Annotated in this window: 13 protein-coding genes and 1 riboswitch; of the genes, 12 read left to right on the forward strand and 1 reads right to left on the reverse strand. The window is 67.7% G+C overall.

The features are described 5' to 3' along the window. Positions 1 to 24: 24 nt before the first annotated feature. On the reverse strand, positions 25 to 687 hold the full coding sequence (locus G6N77_RS03000; RefSeq protein WP_240901635.1) for a vitamin K epoxide reductase family protein: 663 nt from the start codon (positions 685 to 687) through the stop codon (positions 25 to 27). Positions 688 to 1,053: 366 nt separating this feature from the next. Between G6N77_RS03000 and G6N77_RS03005 the strand changes: the two genes are divergently transcribed. From G6N77_RS03005 to G6N77_RS03060, 12 genes are all read left to right on the forward strand, one after another. Then, entirely contained in the window at positions 1,054 to 4,644 is a 3,591-nt protein-coding gene (locus G6N77_RS03005) for an Rne/Rng family ribonuclease (RefSeq protein ID WP_165180537.1), read from the forward strand. A 163-nt stretch (positions 4,645 to 4,807) separates the two neighbouring features. Further along, positions 4,808 to 4,906: riboswitch (TPP riboswitch) on the forward strand. Then, entirely contained in the window at positions 4,897 to 6,429 is a 1,533-nt protein-coding gene (gene thiD / locus G6N77_RS03010; protein WP_165180538.1) for a bifunctional hydroxymethylpyrimidine kinase/phosphomethylpyrimidine kinase, read from the forward strand. Its footprint overlaps the riboswitch before it by 10 nt. A 332-nt stretch (positions 6,430 to 6,761) precedes the next feature. After that, positions 6,762 to 7,070 carry a 50S ribosomal protein L21 gene (gene rplU, locus G6N77_RS03015; RefSeq protein WP_054011346.1) on the forward strand — a complete coding sequence of 103 codons (309 nt, stop codon included), beginning with the start codon at positions 6,762 to 6,764 and terminating at the stop codon, positions 7,068 to 7,070. Positions 7,071 to 7,132: 62 nt separating this feature from the next. Beyond that, the gene (gene rpmA, locus G6N77_RS03020) at positions 7,133 to 7,390 is read left to right on the forward strand and encodes a 50S ribosomal protein L27 (protein WP_113718066.1); all 258 of its coding nucleotides are present in this window, start codon (positions 7,133 to 7,135) and stop codon (positions 7,388 to 7,390) included. A 108-nt stretch (positions 7,391 to 7,498) separates the two neighbouring features. After that, positions 7,499 to 9,106, forward strand: a complete 1,608-nt coding sequence (gene obgE / locus G6N77_RS03025) for a GTPase ObgE (protein WP_165180539.1) — start codon at positions 7,499 to 7,501, stop codon at positions 9,104 to 9,106. Next, on the forward strand, positions 9,096 to 10,244 hold the full coding sequence (proB, locus tag G6N77_RS03030) for a glutamate 5-kinase (protein ID WP_165180540.1): 1,149 nt from the start codon (positions 9,096 to 9,098) through the stop codon (positions 10,242 to 10,244). Before obgE ends, proB begins: the two co-directional genes overlap by 11 nt. Before the next feature lie 29 nt (positions 10,245 to 10,273). Beyond that, positions 10,274 to 11,572 (forward strand): glutamate-5-semialdehyde dehydrogenase, encoded by a 1,299-nt coding sequence (locus G6N77_RS03035; protein WP_165180541.1) that lies wholly within the window; start codon positions 10,274 to 10,276, stop codon positions 11,570 to 11,572. A gap of 151 nt (positions 11,573 to 11,723) precedes the next feature. Next, a complete protein-coding gene (locus tag G6N77_RS03040; protein WP_205677941.1) occupies positions 11,724 to 11,972 on the forward strand; it encodes a hypothetical protein in 249 nt (82 codons plus the stop codon). Next, positions 11,905 to 12,639, forward strand: coding sequence for a nicotinate-nucleotide adenylyltransferase (nadD, locus tag G6N77_RS03045; RefSeq protein WP_165180542.1), 735 nt, complete (start codon positions 11,905 to 11,907; stop codon positions 12,637 to 12,639). Before G6N77_RS03040 ends, nadD begins: the two co-directional genes overlap by 68 nt. Before the next feature lie 7 nt (positions 12,640 to 12,646). Further along, positions 12,647 to 14,395, forward strand: a complete 1,749-nt coding sequence (locus tag G6N77_RS03050; RefSeq protein WP_165180543.1) for a hypothetical protein — start codon at positions 12,647 to 12,649, stop codon at positions 14,393 to 14,395. A 26-nt stretch (positions 14,396 to 14,421) separates the two neighbouring features. Then, positions 14,422 to 14,877, forward strand: coding sequence for a ribosome silencing factor (rsfS, locus tag G6N77_RS03055; protein WP_165180544.1), 456 nt, complete (start codon positions 14,422 to 14,424; stop codon positions 14,875 to 14,877). A 32-nt stretch (positions 14,878 to 14,909) separates the two neighbouring features. Beyond that, complete coding sequence (locus G6N77_RS03060; RefSeq protein WP_165180545.1) at positions 14,910 to 15,659, forward strand: histidine phosphatase family protein; 750 nt, start codon at positions 14,910 to 14,912, stop codon at positions 15,657 to 15,659. Positions 15,660 to 15,677 lie beyond the last annotated feature (18 nt).

Consider the following 15,677-nt stretch of genomic DNA (forward strand, 5'->3'; position numbering starts at 1 on the left):
GGTGCCCTTTCGCGTACCGGCCGACTACGCGTTGGAAGGGATGATCAGTGCCATGAACTTGAAGAAGATGGCAGCAACCACGCCCAGGTAGGCCAGGCCGACGATGACCCAGGCCCAGCCGGAGGCAAATTTCACCACGCCGGCCGGCGCCGGGATCACTCCGTGGGCCAGGTTGCGCACAGTGATCCAGACGAAGAGCGGGATCATGGCCGCCCACACCACCATGCAGTAGGGGCACAGGATGGCGAGGACGTAAACGGCCTGCGTGAAGAACCAGCAGATCAGCACGATTCCCGCAGTGATCCCCACCTGCAGGCCGATCCAGTACCAGCGCGCCAGTTCCGCGCCGGCCAGCAGCGCCACGGCGGTGGTGATGATGACGGCGAACGCCACAATTCCGATGAACGGGTTGGGGAAGCCGAATATGGCCGCCTGGGACGTTTTCATGACATCGCCGCAGGAGATCCAGGTGTTAATGTCGCAGCTGACTTTGGCATTGGGATTGGCATACAGGCTCAGGCGTTCCAGGACCAGCGTGGCGGAGGCGATCCAGCCAATGGCGCCGGCAATGAGCAGGAACCACGCGAAAGGATTCGCACGGACCAGGGTGGGAACGGCGGGTGTGTCGTGAACGCGCGCGGAAACGCGGGAGTCAGGCATGGGGCCCTTTTCTGTTCGTAGCGGCATTGTTGTCCTGATTCTAGCCCGGCCAACTTGGCGCGCCGGGCCTCCCTTGCGGCGGGTGCGCGGGGCTGGTATGAGACAATGAAGGTGGCTGTTCAGCGTTCCACATGCGCTCCACAGTCCAATGGCAGGCCCACGGGGCGGCCGGTGACGAGGCACCTAGCAACGGCAGCCCTCCACCAGGTCCGCTCCACGCCAGGCAAACGCGGAACAGGCAGGCCATTGGCTTTTCAGAGCTTGTGCACCCAGGAGTTGGTGCCGCCTGAGAGGTAATAAGACGACTTCCGTCAACGCCTGCGGGTGTTGGCACATCAGCCGTACGCGGCACCCGATGTGGGGGTGTTGCCCCGGCGCGAAAGTAACGCCCAAATGAATAACGAAAAAGACGCAACAAATTCAGCCGCAACCGCCGATGAAGGCACTGCGGCGGCACCCGCCAAGGCGGTCCGCTCACGCCGGGCATCAGCCAAGGTCACCTCGCCGGCCGCCGCGCCCGCGGCACAGCGGCCATCCGCGGCTGTGGCAGCCCCCGCAGTTGATGCCGGTGCGGTTGCCGTTGCCGGTGCCGTTGAGGCGGCCCCGGCCAAGAAGGCGCCCGTCCGCCGCAGCCGGGCCAAGAAGGCCGCCCAGGACGCAGTTCCGTCCCTGCTGGACGCCTTGGCTGACGGCACGGCAGAAACTCACGCTGCCGTTCCCGCCTCCGCCCCGGAAGCGGCCGCCACGGCCGAATCAGCCCCGGCAGATGACGTTGCCCCGGGTGCTGCCACTGCCCCGGCGAAGGCACCGGCCAAGCGCCCCGCCCGCCGCAGGGCCACCGCCCCCGTGATGGCGCCGGCCTCCGTCCAAGGCGAATTGCATCTGGAATCGGCCCAGCCCGAGGGTGCTGCTGTTGTAGCGGCCGAAGCCCCGGCCAAGAAGGCCCCCGCACGCAAGGCGCCGGCCCGCAGCCGCGCCGCCAAAAAGGCTGAAACCACCGCCGTGCAGGACGACGCCGCTGTGGTGGCCGGCACCGATGAAGTTCCTGCCACGGATTCGGTGCCCGCCTCGGCACCCGCTGCCGGGGAAACGGCCGCGGCTGCTCCGGCCAAGGCCGTGCGCAGCCGCCGCAGGACCGCTGTGAAGAAGGCTGACGACCAGGGCGAAAGCAACGGTGCTGCAGGAGTGGACGCCCGCGCGGAATCCCCGGACGCTGCCCAAGGTCCGGCTGAACAGGCCGTTGCCCAGGCAGGCGGGGACGTTGCCGGGGCTGCTGCTGCAGAGGCACCGGCTGCCGCGGACGCTGCCACGCACACAGCCGCAAACACCGAAGCCGGGGACGCTGCCGGCGAAGGGCCAGCCCAGGGGGCGGCCGCCACTTCACTGTTCCTGTCCCCAGCCGCCGGCATTTCCGCACTTTTCCTGGCACCAGACTTGAGCCTGGCCGTCCCCGCGCCTGCCGCCAGCCGCGAGCATGACGAGGAATCCGAAGCCGGCGAGGGCCACGATGATTCCGCGTCCGGGCGCCGGGGGCGCAACCGCCACCGCCGAGGCGGCAAGCCCGCCGGGAATGCCGGCGATGAAGCGGGCACCGCGGCAGCTGATGCTGCCGATGAGTCGGGCGAGGACGACTCCGCGGATGGCGTGACGTCGCGCCGTCGTCGTCGCCGCCGCCGTGGCGAAGCTGATCTGGAACTGACGGGCGGCACCGATGAAGACCCGCCCAACACCGTCACCCGGGTCCGGGCGCCACGCACCCCGGCCGAGCCGTCGTCGAGCGCGTCAAACCGGGTGACGAGCCTGCGCGGCTCCACCCGCCTGGAGGCGAAGAAGCAGCGCCGCCGCGACTCGCGCGACTCCGGCCGCCGGCGCACCGTCATCACCGAGGCCGAGTTCCTGGCCCGCCGCGAATCCGTGGACCGCGTCATGGTGGTCCGTCAGAACGAGGACCGCATCCAGATCGGGGTGATGGAGGACGGCATCCTGGCCGAACACTTCGTGTCCAAGACGCAGCAGGATTCGCTCATTGGAAATGTGTACCTGGGCAAGGTCCAAAACGTGCTGCCCAGCATGGAAGCCGCTTTTGTGGACATTGGACGCGGACGCAACGCCGTGCTCTACGCCGGTGAGGTCGACTGGGACGCCGCCAAGCTCAATGGCCAGCCGCGCCGCATTGAAAACGCCCTGAAGTCGGGGGACTCCGTCCTGGTCCAGGTGTCCAAGGACCCCGTGGGCCACAAGGGGGCGCGGCTGACCAGCCAGGTCTCCCTGCCGGGCCGGTACCTGGTGTACGTGCCCGGCGGCTCCATGACGGGCATTTCCCGCAAGTTGCCCGACGTCGAGCGGAACCGCCTCAAGCGGGTCCTGAAGGACCACCTGCCGGAAAATGCGGGCGTCATTGTGCGCACGGCCGCCGAGGGCGCCAGCGAGGAAGAGCTGACCAACGACATCAACCGGCTGCGCGCCCAGTGGGAAGGCATCAACAACCGGGCCACGTCCCACAAGACCTTGGCACCGGAGATGCTGTACGCCGAACCGGACCTGACCATCAAGGTGGTTCGCGACGTCTTCAACGAGGACTTCAGCAAGCTGATCGTCTCCGGCGAGGAGGCGTGGGACACCATTGAGGCCTATGTGACGTATGTGGCCCCGGACCTGCTGGACCGCCTGGAAAAGTGGACCCGGCCCGAAGACATCTTTGGCGTCCACCGCATCGACGAGCAAATCTCCAAGGCCCTGGAACGCAAGGTGTTCCTGCCGTCCGGCGGCTCGCTGGTCATTGACCGCACCGAGGCCATGACAGTGGTTGACGTGAACACGGGCAAGTTCACCGGCTCCGGCGGCAACCTGGAGGAAACCGTCACCAAAAACAACCTCGAAGCTGCGGAGGAAGTGGTCCGCCAGCTGCGCCTGCGCGATATTGGCGGCATCATTGTCATTGACTTTATCGACATGGTCCTGGAATCCAACCGCGACCTTGTGCTCCGCCGCCTGGTGGAGTGCCTGGGCCGGGACCGGACCAAGCACCAGGTGGCCGAGGTCACCAGCCTGGGCCTGGTGCAGATGACGCGCAAGCGCATGGGCACCGGACTGCTGGAAGTCTTTGGCGAGCTCTGCGAGACCTGTGCCGGCCGTGGCATGGTCACCCACGAGATCCCGGTGGAGCACCGCCGCGTGCACACCGTGGCCGTTGACACCCACCATGCGCACGCTTCCCGGCCCGAGCACCGCGAAAACGAACGGACGGCCAACCGCTCCACGCGCAGTGAGCGCAAGCGCAACCGCAACAACCGCCCGGCCCACCTGGACAACGAGCACGCAGACGGTACCGACGCCGTCGAGCTTTCCCATGAACCGGCCGACAGCGCCACCGAGGCCCAGAAGGTGCAAAAGGCCCACGAGGCCCGGGCCGCGCTGGCGAACATTGCCGCCGCTGCCGCCGCCGCCCACCACGGTGCGGGCGCCGGTGTGGGCGCCGGTGCAGGGGCGTCGTCCCAGGCGGCCGAGGTGGAGGAAGTTGAGGTCAAGGCGCTGCCCGCCAGCCTGGGGGAGAACGCCATTGTGACCTTGGGCGGGGAAGCCATTGAGCTGCCCCGCGGGCACCACAATGACACGCCCCACGCCGGAAATGCCGAGCAGGCGCAGCGCCTGGCCGGACTTGCCGAAGCACTTGACCAACTGGCCGGTTCGCATGCGGCGGCCGGTGAAGAATCCGGGAACGGCCGCCCCCGCCGCGCACGGCGCAACCGCAGCGCCCGCAGCGCCCAGGGCGGAGCCGACATGTCCGTGGAAACGTCTGAGCCCGCTGCGGCCCAGGCTCCGGCAACGGCCGGTTCGGGGCGGGCAGCCACGGCTGACACTCCCAGGGCTGAGGCTGCCAAGGCTGAGGCTGCCAAGGCCCAACCGGCCAAGGCCGAAGCGGCCAGGAAGGCGCCGGAGCCCATCATCATGCTGGGTGTGGGGGTTCCCGCCTCCGAGCTGTAGGGCTCACAACTGCACTGACTGTGCGGTCAGTATGCAGCGATGGCGGCTTGCCTGCGGGCAAAGCCGCCATCGCTGCATACTGGCGTGTGGCCGGGGTGAAACGCCCGGTCCGGAATTTTCCGTCACGCAATTTTTCCCAGGGGGACGCGGGCGGGCTAGGCTGGGGTGCGACACGGGGTGCCAGGCCAGCAGGGCCGGCTGAGATAAAACCCGTTGAACCTGCCCGGCCAGCACCGGCGAAGGGATGTCCCCATGATCGTCAACACCTTGTCCGAACCCGCAACCGGAGACCGGGCAGCAGCCCCGACGCCGGCAGCCACGGTGCGCCGCCACCCGCGAGTCCTGAGCATTGCCGGTTCCGACCCGTCCGGCGGCGCCGGGATCCAGGCGGACATCAAGTCCATTGCCGCCAACGGCGGGTACGCGATGGCGGCCGTCACGGCCCTGACTGCCCAAAACACCCGGGGCGTGCAGTCGGTCCACGTACCCCCTGCGGAATTCCTGCGCCGGCAGCTTGAGTCGCTGTCGGACGACATTGCCATTGACGCCGTGAAGATCGGCATGCTGGCCAATCCCGAGGTAATGCGCGCCGTGGGGGAGTGGCTGGAAACCACGCGGCCCGCCGTGGTGGTGCTGGACCCGGTGATGGTGGCCAGCAGTGGCGACTCCCTCGTGGCGGTGGATGCGCGCCTGGCCCTGCTGGACCTCCTGCAGCACGCCCACCTGGTGACCCCCAACCTGCCCGAGCTGGCAGTGCTGGTGGGGGAAGCCGAGGCGGACTCCTGGGAAGCGGCGCTCGAGCAGGGCCGGCGCCTGGCCGCCACGTCACAGGTGCGCGTGCTGGTGAAGGGCGGCCACCTGGCCGGCAGCGCCTGCCCGGACGCCCTCGTGGAACCCGGCGGCAGCGTGGAAGAGTTCACGGCACTGCGCATCGACACCGCCAACACGCACGGCACGGGCTGCTCGCTCTCCGCAGCGCTGGCCACTGTCCAGGCCCAGACCAATCACTGGCCGGAGTCCGTGCGCCGCGCCAAGGGATGGTTGTGGGATGCGCTGGAAACGTCCGCCGAACTCGAGGTGGGGCACGGCCATGGGCCGGTCAACCACTTCCATTCGCTCTGGGACGCGGCGCCACCGGCGGGCAATGCGTTCAGCAGGAGCCTCTGGGACGAGGTGGAGCCCCAACGCAAGGCCATTTTTGAGCTCGGCTTCATCAAGGACCTCGCGGCCGGCACGCTCACTGAGGCCCACTTTGCGTACTACCTGGCGCAGGACGCCATGTACCTGGGCAGCTACTCGCGCGTGCTGGCGCGCGCCAGCGCCCTTGCCCCCACCGCGGAGGAACAGCTGTTTTGGGCCAAGGGGGCAGAAAATTGCCTTGCCGTGGAGCTGGCGCTGCACGGCGACTGGCTGGCCCGGCACCCCCTGGACGTGGGCCCGGGCCCCGTGACCAAACACTACGTTGACCACCTGCAGGCCGCGGCGTTCGCCGGCAGCTACGGGGAAGTGGTGGCCGCCGTGCTGCCCTGTTACTGGCTGTACGCCGAAGTGGGCCGGGTCCTGCACGCGGACTACCTGGCGTTCGACGGCGTGCACCCGTACGCCAGGTGGCTGGAAACGTACGCCGACCAGGCGTTCGCCGACGCCGCTGAGGCCGCCGTGCGCATAGTTGACGCCGCCGCGCGCCGGGGATCTGCCCTGGACCGCGAACGCATGCGCGAGGCGTTTGTGCACTCGGCCCAATACGAGGTGGACTTCTTTGACGCCGCACGGCTGCACGCCTGAAAGGCCGGCAGGTGATTAACGCCACCGGGGTGCTGCGGAAAAAACCGGCGCGCCACACCCGCAGAACGGGCGCCGCGTCCCCATGCGCGCTAGAGTAGTTGCGCATGGTTCCTCTCAAACGGGCTGATGCGCGCGGACAGCTGTCCGGCACGCAGCGAATCCGGGACAGCGGGCCAGTCTCATTTGCGGCCGGGGCAGGAATTAGCGTATTCTTGATCTTCGGTGCTTACGCCAACCTAGGGCAACCACTCCATGGTAGAACTCCATTGAGGTCCACGGCGTTGAGGCACATCAATACTTTGTTATAAACGTCGAGAGAAGTGAGTTCCCCAGTGGTGTACGCGATTGTCCGCGCAGGCGGCCGTCAAGAAAAGGTTTCCGTTGGAGACTACGTGACCATGAACCGCGTCCCCGGTGGAGTCGGCAGCACGCTTGAGCTGCCCGCTTTGCTCTTGGTTGATGGTGAAACAATCACCACCGCCGCAAAGGACCTGGCTAATGTAAAGGTTACGGCTGAGAAGTTGGAGGATCTTCGCGGGCCGAAGATCGTCATCCAGAAGTTCAAGAACAAGACCGGTTACAAGAAGCGCCAGGGCCACCGTCAGGAACTGTCCAAGGTCAAGATCACCTCGATCGCGTAATTCCGCGTTCGGCACGTCGATCAACTTAAACAGTCTTTTAGTCAAAAGGTAGGCATTTTACAATGGCACATAAAAAGGGTGCGAGTTCCACTCGCAACGGTCGTGACTCCAACGCTCAGTACTTGGGCGTCAAGCGCTTCGGCGGTCAGGTTGTCAAGGCGGGCGAGATCATCGTCCGCCAGCGCGGCACCCACTTCCACCCGGGCGCCGGCGTCGGCATCGGCAAGGACGACACCTTGTTCGCCCTGGACGCCGGTGCGGTCGAGTTCGGCCAGCGCCGCGGCCGCCGCGTGGTGAACATCGTCGCCGCTGCGGTCTAACACCAAAGCTTTTTTACCAGTGGAGCGGGCCGCACGGCTCGCTCCACTGTGTTTTAATACGCGGACTAGAATGAGTCCGCAAGGGCAGCATCAATCGAGGAGAATTCATTGGCCAGCTTTGTTGACCGGGTTGTTTTGCACGTATCCGGCGGGACTGGCGGCCATGGCTGCGTCTCGGTCAAGCGCGAAAAGTTCAAGCCGCTGGGAGGGCCCGACGGCGGCAAGGGCGGCGACGGCGGCGACGTGATCCTGCGCGTGAGCGCGCAAACCACCACCCTCCTTGACTTCCACCATGCCCCGCACCGCCACGGCACCAACGGCGGGCCCGGCATGGGCGACTGGCGGGACGGCAAGATCGGCGAGTCCCTGATCCTCAACGTCCCGGACGGCACGGTGGTCAAGGACAAGTCCGGCACCGTCCTGGCCGACCTGGTGGGCGAGGGCACCGAATTCATTGCCGCCGCCGGCGGGCAGGGCGGACTGGGCAACTCGCAACTGTCCACGCTCAAGCGCAAGGCCCCCGGCTTTGCGCTCCTGGGCGTCGAGGGCGAGGAACGCGACATCGTCCTGGAACTGAAGTCCATTGCCGACATCGCCCTGGTGGGCTTTCCCTCCGCCGGCAAGTCCAGCCTGATTGCTGCGATGTCCGCGGCCCGGCCGAAGATTGCCGACTACCCGTTCACCACCCTGGTCCCCAACCTGGGCGTGGTCCAGGCAGGGGAGATCCGCTTTACCATTGCCGACGTGCCGGGGCTCATCGAGGGCGCCAGCGAAGGCAAGGGCCTGGGCCACAACTTCCTGCGCCACGTGGAACGCTGCGCAGCGCTGGTGCACGTGTTGGACTGCGCCACCCTGGAAGCGGACCGCGACCCCCTGTCAGACCTGGCCGTCATTGAAAGCGAACTGGACCGTTACGCGGTGGACATGAGCTTTGCCGGGGCCGACGGCGACGTGGTCCCGCTCAATGAGCGCCCCAAGCTGGTGGCCCTGAACAAGATCGACTCCCCGGACGGTCGCGACATGGCCGAATTCGTCAAGGGTGACCTGGAAGCCCGCGGATACAGGGTCTTTGAAGTCTCCGCGGCCAGCCATGAGGGCCTGCGCCAGCTTGGCTTCGCCATGGCCGAAATTGTCCAGGCTGCCCGCGACGCCATTGCCGCCGCCCCGGCCAAGGTGACTCCCGTGGTGCTGCGGCCCCGCGCTGTCAACGCCACGCCTTTCACCATCCGGCGCGAAGAGAAGAACCTTGAGCCGCTGTTCCGCGTCTTGGGCGAAAAGCCCGAGCGCTGGGTGAAGCAGACAGACTTCCAAAACGAGGAAGCCATCGGCTACCTGGCGGACCGGCTGGCCAAGGCAGGCGTGGAGACGGGCCTGTTCAAGGCCGGCGCCACCCCCGGGGACACCGTGGTGATCGGCGAAGACGACGCCATGGTCTTCGACTGGGAGCCCACCATGATGGGCGGAGCCGAACACCTGGCCGCACCGCGCGGCACCGACCTTCGCCTCCTTGACCTGGGCGACCGCCCCACCCGTGCCCAAAAGCGTGAAGAGCAGCAGGACCGCCGGGACGCGAAGGCCGCCGCGCGCGCAGAGCTGGAAGCTGAGCGCAAGGCCGGCATTTGGACCGAATCCACCAACCGCCAACATGCCCGGAACCTGGGCATCAAGGATGACCTTGACGCCGACGGCGGTGCATCCGACGACGATGAACTCTAAGGCCGAAGCCGCCGCCCCTGCGGGGGCACGGCAGGGGATCGCAACGGCGTCCCGGATTGTGGTGAAGGTTGGCTCCTCCTCGCTGACCTCGGTTGCAGGCGGCATTTCCGATGCCGCCCTCAACAAGCTGGTGGATGTCCTGGCGGCGCGCAGGCTCGCCGGCTCCGAGGTCATCCTGGTTTCCTCCGGCGCCATCGCGGCCGGGCTGATGCCGCTGGGCCTGGCCCGGCGGCCCAAGGACCTGGCCACCCAGCAGGCGGCCGCCAGCGTGGGGCAGGGACTGCTCATGGCCCGCTACAACCAGGCCTTCATGGGGCACGGGGTCACCGTCTCGCAGGTGCTCCTGACCGCCGAGGACCTGAGCCGGCGCCGCCACTATGTCAACGCCCACCGGGCCCTGGAACGCCTGCTGCACCTGGGCGTGGTGCCCATTGTCAACGAAAACGACACCGTGGCCACCCACGAGATCCGCTTTGGTGACAATGACCGGCTGGCCGCCCTGGTGGCGCACCTGATTAAGGCCGATGCCCTGGTGCTGCTCTCCGATGTGGACTCGCTCTACGACGGCCCGCCGTCGGAAGGGGCAAAGCGCATCAGCCACGTGGACTCGCCGGAGGACCTGGAGGGCATTGTCATCGGCAGCGCGGGCAAGGCCGGCGTGGGCACGGGGGGCATGGCCACGAAGGTGCAGGCAGCAATCATCGCCGCCGAGACCGGCATTCCGGCACTGGTCACTTCCACCGACAACGCCGCGGCAGCCCTCGCCGGGGAGGACGTGGGAACCTGGTTCAGCATCAACGGCAACAAGCGCCCCGTGCGCCTGCTGTGGCTTGCCCACCTCGCCGACATCCGCGGGCGCCTGGTGCTTGACGACGGCGCCGTGCGGGCCGTGTGCGAACGCCACAAGTCGCTGCTTCCGGCCGGCATAGTCTCGGTCTCGGGGGACTTTGACGCCGGGGACGCCGTGGAAATCGCCGACCTGTCGGGGCATGTCATAGCGCACGGGCTGGTCAACTACCCGTGCGGGGACCTGCCCCGGATGCTGGGGCGCTCCACGAAGGCCCTGGCGAAGGAGCTGGGACGGGAGTATGAACGCGAGGTGGTCCACGTGGACGACCTGGTGCTTCTCCACACGTAATGTGGCGTGCCGTGGCCTAGACTTGAGCCATGAGCGAGCAGATTGTTGAACACATTGCTTCCGCGCCTTCCTCGGCGGCGGAAAATGTCCGCAGCATCACGGACAGGGCCCGGCGCGCCTCACGCCGCATGGCCGGCGCCAACCGTGCCTGGAAGGACAGGGCCCTGCGGGCCATAGCCAAGGAACTCCTGGCCAATGAGCACCACATCCTGGCCGAAAACGCCAGGGATGTTGCCGCCGGCCGGGAGCAGGGCACGTCCGCGGCCATGCTGGACCGGCTGACGCTGACCGCCCAGCGCGTCCAGGGGCTTGCCGACGCGCTCGAGAACCTCGCATCCTTGCCGGACCCTGTGGGCAATGTGGTGCGCGGCCAGACCCTGCCCAACGGCCTGCGCATGCGTCAGGTCAACGTGCCGATGGGCGTGGTGGGTGCCATCTACGAGGCCCGGCCCAACGTCACGGTGGACATTGCCGGCCTGGCCCTGAAGAGCGGCAACGCCGTGATCCTGCGCGGCGGCACGGCTGCCGCGCACACCAATGAGGCCCTGCTGGCCATCCTCCGGGACGCCCTGGATTCTGTGGGTCTGCCCGCCGACGCCGTCCAGTCCGTGGACAAATACGGCCGCGAGGGCGCCAACCTGCTCATGAAGGCCCGCGGCCAGGTGGACGTGCTCATTCCCCGCGGCGGCCGCGAACTCATCCAGGCGGTTGTCACCAACGCCGCCGTGCCCGTCATTGAAACGGGCGAGGGCAACGTGCACATTTTCATCGACGCCAGTGCCAGGGAGGACATGTGCGTTGACATCCTGCTCAACGCCAAGACCCAGCGACCCAGCGTCTGCAACACCGTTGAGACCCTGCTGGTGCACAAGGACGCCACCGTCACCAGGGCGGTGCTCAAGGCCCTGTCCGACGCCGGTGTGCGGCTTCACGTGGACAGCCGGGTGGCGCCGCTGGTTCCCGCAGGCGCCGCCAGCTTCCCGGCCACCGACGAGGACTGGGCCACCGAATACATGGACCTGGACCTGGCCGTGAAAATGGTCGACTCCCTGCCCGAGGCCCTGGAGCACATCCGGAAGTGGTCCACGGGGCACACCGAGGCCATCCTCACCAACGATCTCGGCAACGCCGAAAAGTTCATTGCCGAGATCGACTCCGCCGCCGTCATCGTCAATGCCAGCACCCGCTTCACCGACGGCGGGGAACTGGGGCTGGGCGCCGAGGTGGGCATCTCGACACAGAAACTGCATGCGCGCGGGCCCATGGGGCTGACGGAGCTGACCACCACGAAGTGGATTGTGCAGGGCGAAGGCCAGGTGCGGGCCTGACGGAGGCTTTTCCGGGGCCGGGAATCCGCTCCCACGGCGCGGCCGGTGTGCCACGGCCAACGGTTACCACGTACCATTAGAGTGATTCCAAGACATGAAGGCCGGGTGCCGCCCAACCGGGCACCGGACCACAACCCATAGGGGAGAAATAATGCTGACCCAGCTTGCCGGCGTCGTCCTTGCCGAAGCAGCCGCCCACGAGGAAGCCGCGCCCTTGATTGCGCCGCCGTTTGTGATTGGCGGGGTCATGCTGGCCACGTTGCTGCTGCTTATGTTCATCTGCGTGTCCTTCATGAACCTTGGCAACCGCCACTCCGCCGTGGACGCCACCGATGACCCGCACAAGCAGCACACCAACAAGCACATGCACCACGACGATCCGGCGTCCTCCAATCACTAAGGTCAGCGGCCTGGTGCCTTCCGTTGAGGGCACCGGCAACCGTCTCCGCGTTGGAGTCATGGGCGGCACGTTTGATCCGATCCACCATGGTCACCTTGTCGCAGCCAGCGAGGTTGCGAGTGTTTTCAAGCTTGACGAGGTCATCTTTGTTCCCACGGGGGAGCCGTGGCAAAAAGCGAACCGCAAGGTCAGCGCCGCCGAACACCGCTACCTGATGACCGTGATCGCCACGGCAGCCAACCCGCGGTTCACCGTCAGCCGCGTTGACATTGACCGCCCCGGGCCCACTTTCACCATTGACACTTTGCGGGACTTGAAGCGGATGCGCCCCCAAGCGGACCTGTTCTTCATCACGGGCGCGGACGCCATGGCACAGATCATGTCCTGGAAGGACAATGACGAGCTGTGGGATTTGGCACACTTCGTCGGCGTGACCCGGCCGGGCCATGTGCTCGACGACATGGGGCGATCGGACGTAAGTTTGTTGGAAGTGCCCGCAATGGCCATCTCCTCCACGGACTGCCGCACCAGGGTGCAGGAACAAAACCCGGTGTGGTACCTGGTCCCGGACGGCGTGGTGCAATACATTGCCAAGTACGGGCTGTATGTTCAACCAGACGGCAATTCGGCAGGACGTGTCTTGCCGGTGGCTTCCAGTACTGAATGAGTAAGTGATGAGCAAGGAAACGGAACCGGTCCGCAGCCGCAGGGAACTGCGGGACGTGTTGGCGGCACAGGCCGCCGGGACGCCAGGCCAGCCGCCGGCGGCACCGCGGCCCGCGCCGGCAACACCGCCTGCCCCGGTGCCCCCTGCCTCAGCTCCCATGGTGGACAGGCATGGCCGCCGCGGATCCGCTGCCGCCACGGACGCCACTGCGGCCACGGCCGGCGACGCCGGTGCCCCGGCCGCCCGCGAACGGTCGTCCCAGACGCGTGCCCGCGATAGGGCGGCACTGCGGGCCTACAAGGAACTGCTGGAGCCTGCTGCGGCGCCCGTGGATCCGCTGCCCTCACGGCGTGCCCTTCGCCAGGCACAGCTCGACGCCGAACGTGCGCCCGTCACGAGTGTGAACCCCGTGGTGAAGGTGGCGGTGAATCCGGCCCCAGATGCCGTCCCGCCCGCCACGGCGGCCCCCGGTTCGGCACCGGTATCACGACCAGCCCCGGCACCCCTGGTGCATTCGGCACCGCCTGCAGTCCAGACACCGGCAACGGACTTGGCGCCTGGAGCAGTTTCGGCGCCTGGAGCGGAACCGGCCACGCCTGCCGTCCCCGCACCCCACCACCACGCCGGGCCATTCCCCGCAGCGGCCGGACAGGAACCAAATCGCCGTCGCGGCGGCCGCCGCGCAGCAGCCTCCGCTGCGCCCGACGCACGGGGAACGGCACGCGCGGGGCAGTCCCCGTCGGGGCCCGCAGCCCTTGCCCACCCCAATTCCATCCCCGTGGTGGGTGCACCAGTCGTGGCGGCACCCCGCGCTGAGCCCGGCGCTCCGGCGACCGCACCTCCCGCCGTTCCGCCTGCCGCTGGCCATTCCGGAGCCGGCACTTCCGGGGTAGGCACGTCCACCGCCGGCCCCGGTACTTCTGGTGCACCGGTTCCGTACTATCCCGTGTCGGCGGGAATTGGCCTGACGGCCAGCCAGGCGCCCAGCTCCGAGGAATTGCAGGCGCTGGCCGAACAGCGTGCACAGGCGGAACGCGCAGCCGTGCTCAGCCAGCGTGCCCAGGCGCGCGAACGGCTGCTGGCCGAGAGCGCCAAGAGCCGCCGGACGGCAGCGGACCCAACGTCCACGAACAACCTGGCCATGGTGACCCCCATGGAGTTCATCGAGGTGCCGGGCCTGGATCGCCCCGTGCTGCGCCCCCCGGCCACCACGCATGTGCCGATCGTCACCATGTCCAACCCGAAGCAGCGCACCGCCAAGCGCACACCGGCCACGAATGCGGCCTCGAACGCCGCAGCCGTCAGCCCCGAGGCGGCCCGCTTTGACGCCGCACTGGCCGCCAGGCCCCCGCACCGGCCAGGTCTCGGCAACCGGCCCCTGACGGGCGGGCGCAGCAGCACGCTCAAGCGTGCGGAGGCAATGGCCGCCGGTGCTCCCGCAGTTCCCGCCACCGCTGTTCCCACGGTCCAGGCGCCTCCCTCGGGTCCCGCCGCCACGCCTGCTCCCGCCGTCGCGCCCGGCGCACACGCGGCCGCCGTTCCCGGGGCCGCGGCACCCGGCCCGGAGGGCGTCACCCGCACACAGATGCCGCCCATGCCAGCCGATTACGCGCACGGGCTGGAACCACTGGACGCCGTGACGGCGGGGCTGGGCAGAACCCAGCGCAACCTGTTCATCCAATGGGGCAGCATCATTCTTGGGGGTGCGGCACTGGTTGCCGGAGCCGTCATGTTCATCACCGCACTGGCACGCTAGAGCCGGGTTTATCAAAGGAAATGCAAGTGACCGCAACAGAACACTCCATCGAAGTTGTTCGCGCTGCAGCGCGGGCGGCGTCAGACAAACTGGCGCAGGACCTCATTGCCCTGGACGTCAGCGACAGGCTGGCCATCACTGACATCTTCTTCATCGCCTCGGCGTCGACGGAGCGCCAGGTCAACGCCATTGTTGACGGCATTGAGGACGAACTGCACAAGTTCGGCATGCGTCCCGTGCGCCGCGAAGGCCGCTCCGGCGGGCGCTGGGTGCTGCTGGACTACGCTGACATCGTGGTGCATGTCCAGCATGAGGAAGACAGGATCTTTTACGCCCTGGAGCGGCTCTACGCAGACTGCCCCGTCGTCGACCTGCAGCTGGATGCCGCCGATCCGTCGCGCATGAAGGACAGCGAGCCCGCGGTCGGCAGCACCGAGGAAGACACCGCCGACTCCGGACGTGAGGGCGTGGAGGCAAAGTAGTTGACGCCCGTGACGAAGGAACCGCGCCGGCCATGACAACCACCCAGGCCGCCACGACCTCAGTGCTTCAGCCCGCCGGTTCGCGCCGTCGGGTCATTTTTTGGCGGCATGGGCGCACCTCTTGGAACGCGGCCCGCCGCTTCCAGGGGCAAAGCGACATCCCGCTCGACGACGTTGGCGTGCTGCAGGCTGCCCGTGCCGCATCCCTGCTGGCGGGCAAGCTGGGCGGCCCCGGGCAGATGGCGGCCGTGCGGATCATTTCCTCCGACCTCTCGCGTGCCCGGGACACGGCCAGGGCGCTGTCAGCGCTGACCGGAACGCCTGTCACGGAGGACCGGCGCCTGCGCGAGACCTTTGGCGGCAGCTGGGAGGGGAAGACGTTCGAGGACATCGAGCGCGGCGACCCTGCCCTGATCAAGCTGTGGCAGCTTGACGAACCCGGCGTCCGCGCCGGCGGGGGAGAGACGCGTGTGGAGGTGGCGGAGCGGATGGTGGCTGCAGTGCTCGACGCCGCCGCCACAGTCCCGGAGGGCGGCACGCTGGTGGTGGCCACGCACGGCGGGGCCACCCGGGTGGCCATGGCCAAGCTCCTGGGACTGCCGGAAGAACTCTGGCGGGTCCTGTCCGGGCTATCAAACTGCCACTGGTCCGTGCTGGAACAGTCGCCGCCGTCGCTGGCCGGTGCGCGGGAGTGGCACTGGCGGCTCACCGAACACAATGTCGGGACCCTGCCGGAACCCTATGAACTGCCCGAGGACCTGGCCGAACCGGTGGAGGACTAGGAGCGCCCCTTCGGTCAA

It is taken from the genome of Arthrobacter silviterrae (assembly GCF_011045165.1).
GTDB classification, from domain to species: Bacteria; Actinomycetota; Actinomycetes; order Actinomycetales; family Micrococcaceae; genus Specibacter; species Specibacter silviterrae.

Coding starts and splice junctions, on each gene's coding strand:
- G6N77_RS03005 (WP_165180537.1), top strand. CDS start 1,054: ATGAATAACGAAAAAGACGCAACAAATTCAGCCGCAACCGCCGATGAA.
- rpmA (WP_113718066.1), top strand. CDS start 7,133: ATGGCACATAAAAAGGGTGCGAGTTCCACTCGCAACGGTCGTGACTCC.
- nadD (WP_165180542.1), top strand. CDS start 11,905: ATGACCCGCACAAGCAGCACACCAACAAGCACATGCACCACGACGATC.
- G6N77_RS03060 (WP_165180545.1), top strand. CDS start 14,910: ATGACAACCACCCAGGCCGCCACGACCTCAGTGCTTCAGCCCGCCGGT.
- thiD (WP_165180538.1), top strand. CDS start 4,897: ATGATCGTCAACACCTTGTCCGAACCCGCAACCGGAGACCGGGCAGCA.
- G6N77_RS03000 (WP_240901635.1), bottom strand. CDS start 687: ATGCCGCTACGAACAGAAAAGGGCCCCATGCCTGACTCCCGCGTTTCC.
- G6N77_RS03040 (WP_205677941.1), top strand. CDS start 11,724: ATGCTGACCCAGCTTGCCGGCGTCGTCCTTGCCGAAGCAGCCGCCCAC.
- proB (WP_165180540.1), top strand. CDS start 9,096: ATGAACTCTAAGGCCGAAGCCGCCGCCCCTGCGGGGGCACGGCAGGGG.
- G6N77_RS03035 (WP_165180541.1), top strand. CDS start 10,274: ATGAGCGAGCAGATTGTTGAACACATTGCTTCCGCGCCTTCCTCGGCG.
- G6N77_RS03050 (WP_165180543.1), top strand. CDS start 12,647: ATGAGCAAGGAAACGGAACCGGTCCGCAGCCGCAGGGAACTGCGGGAC.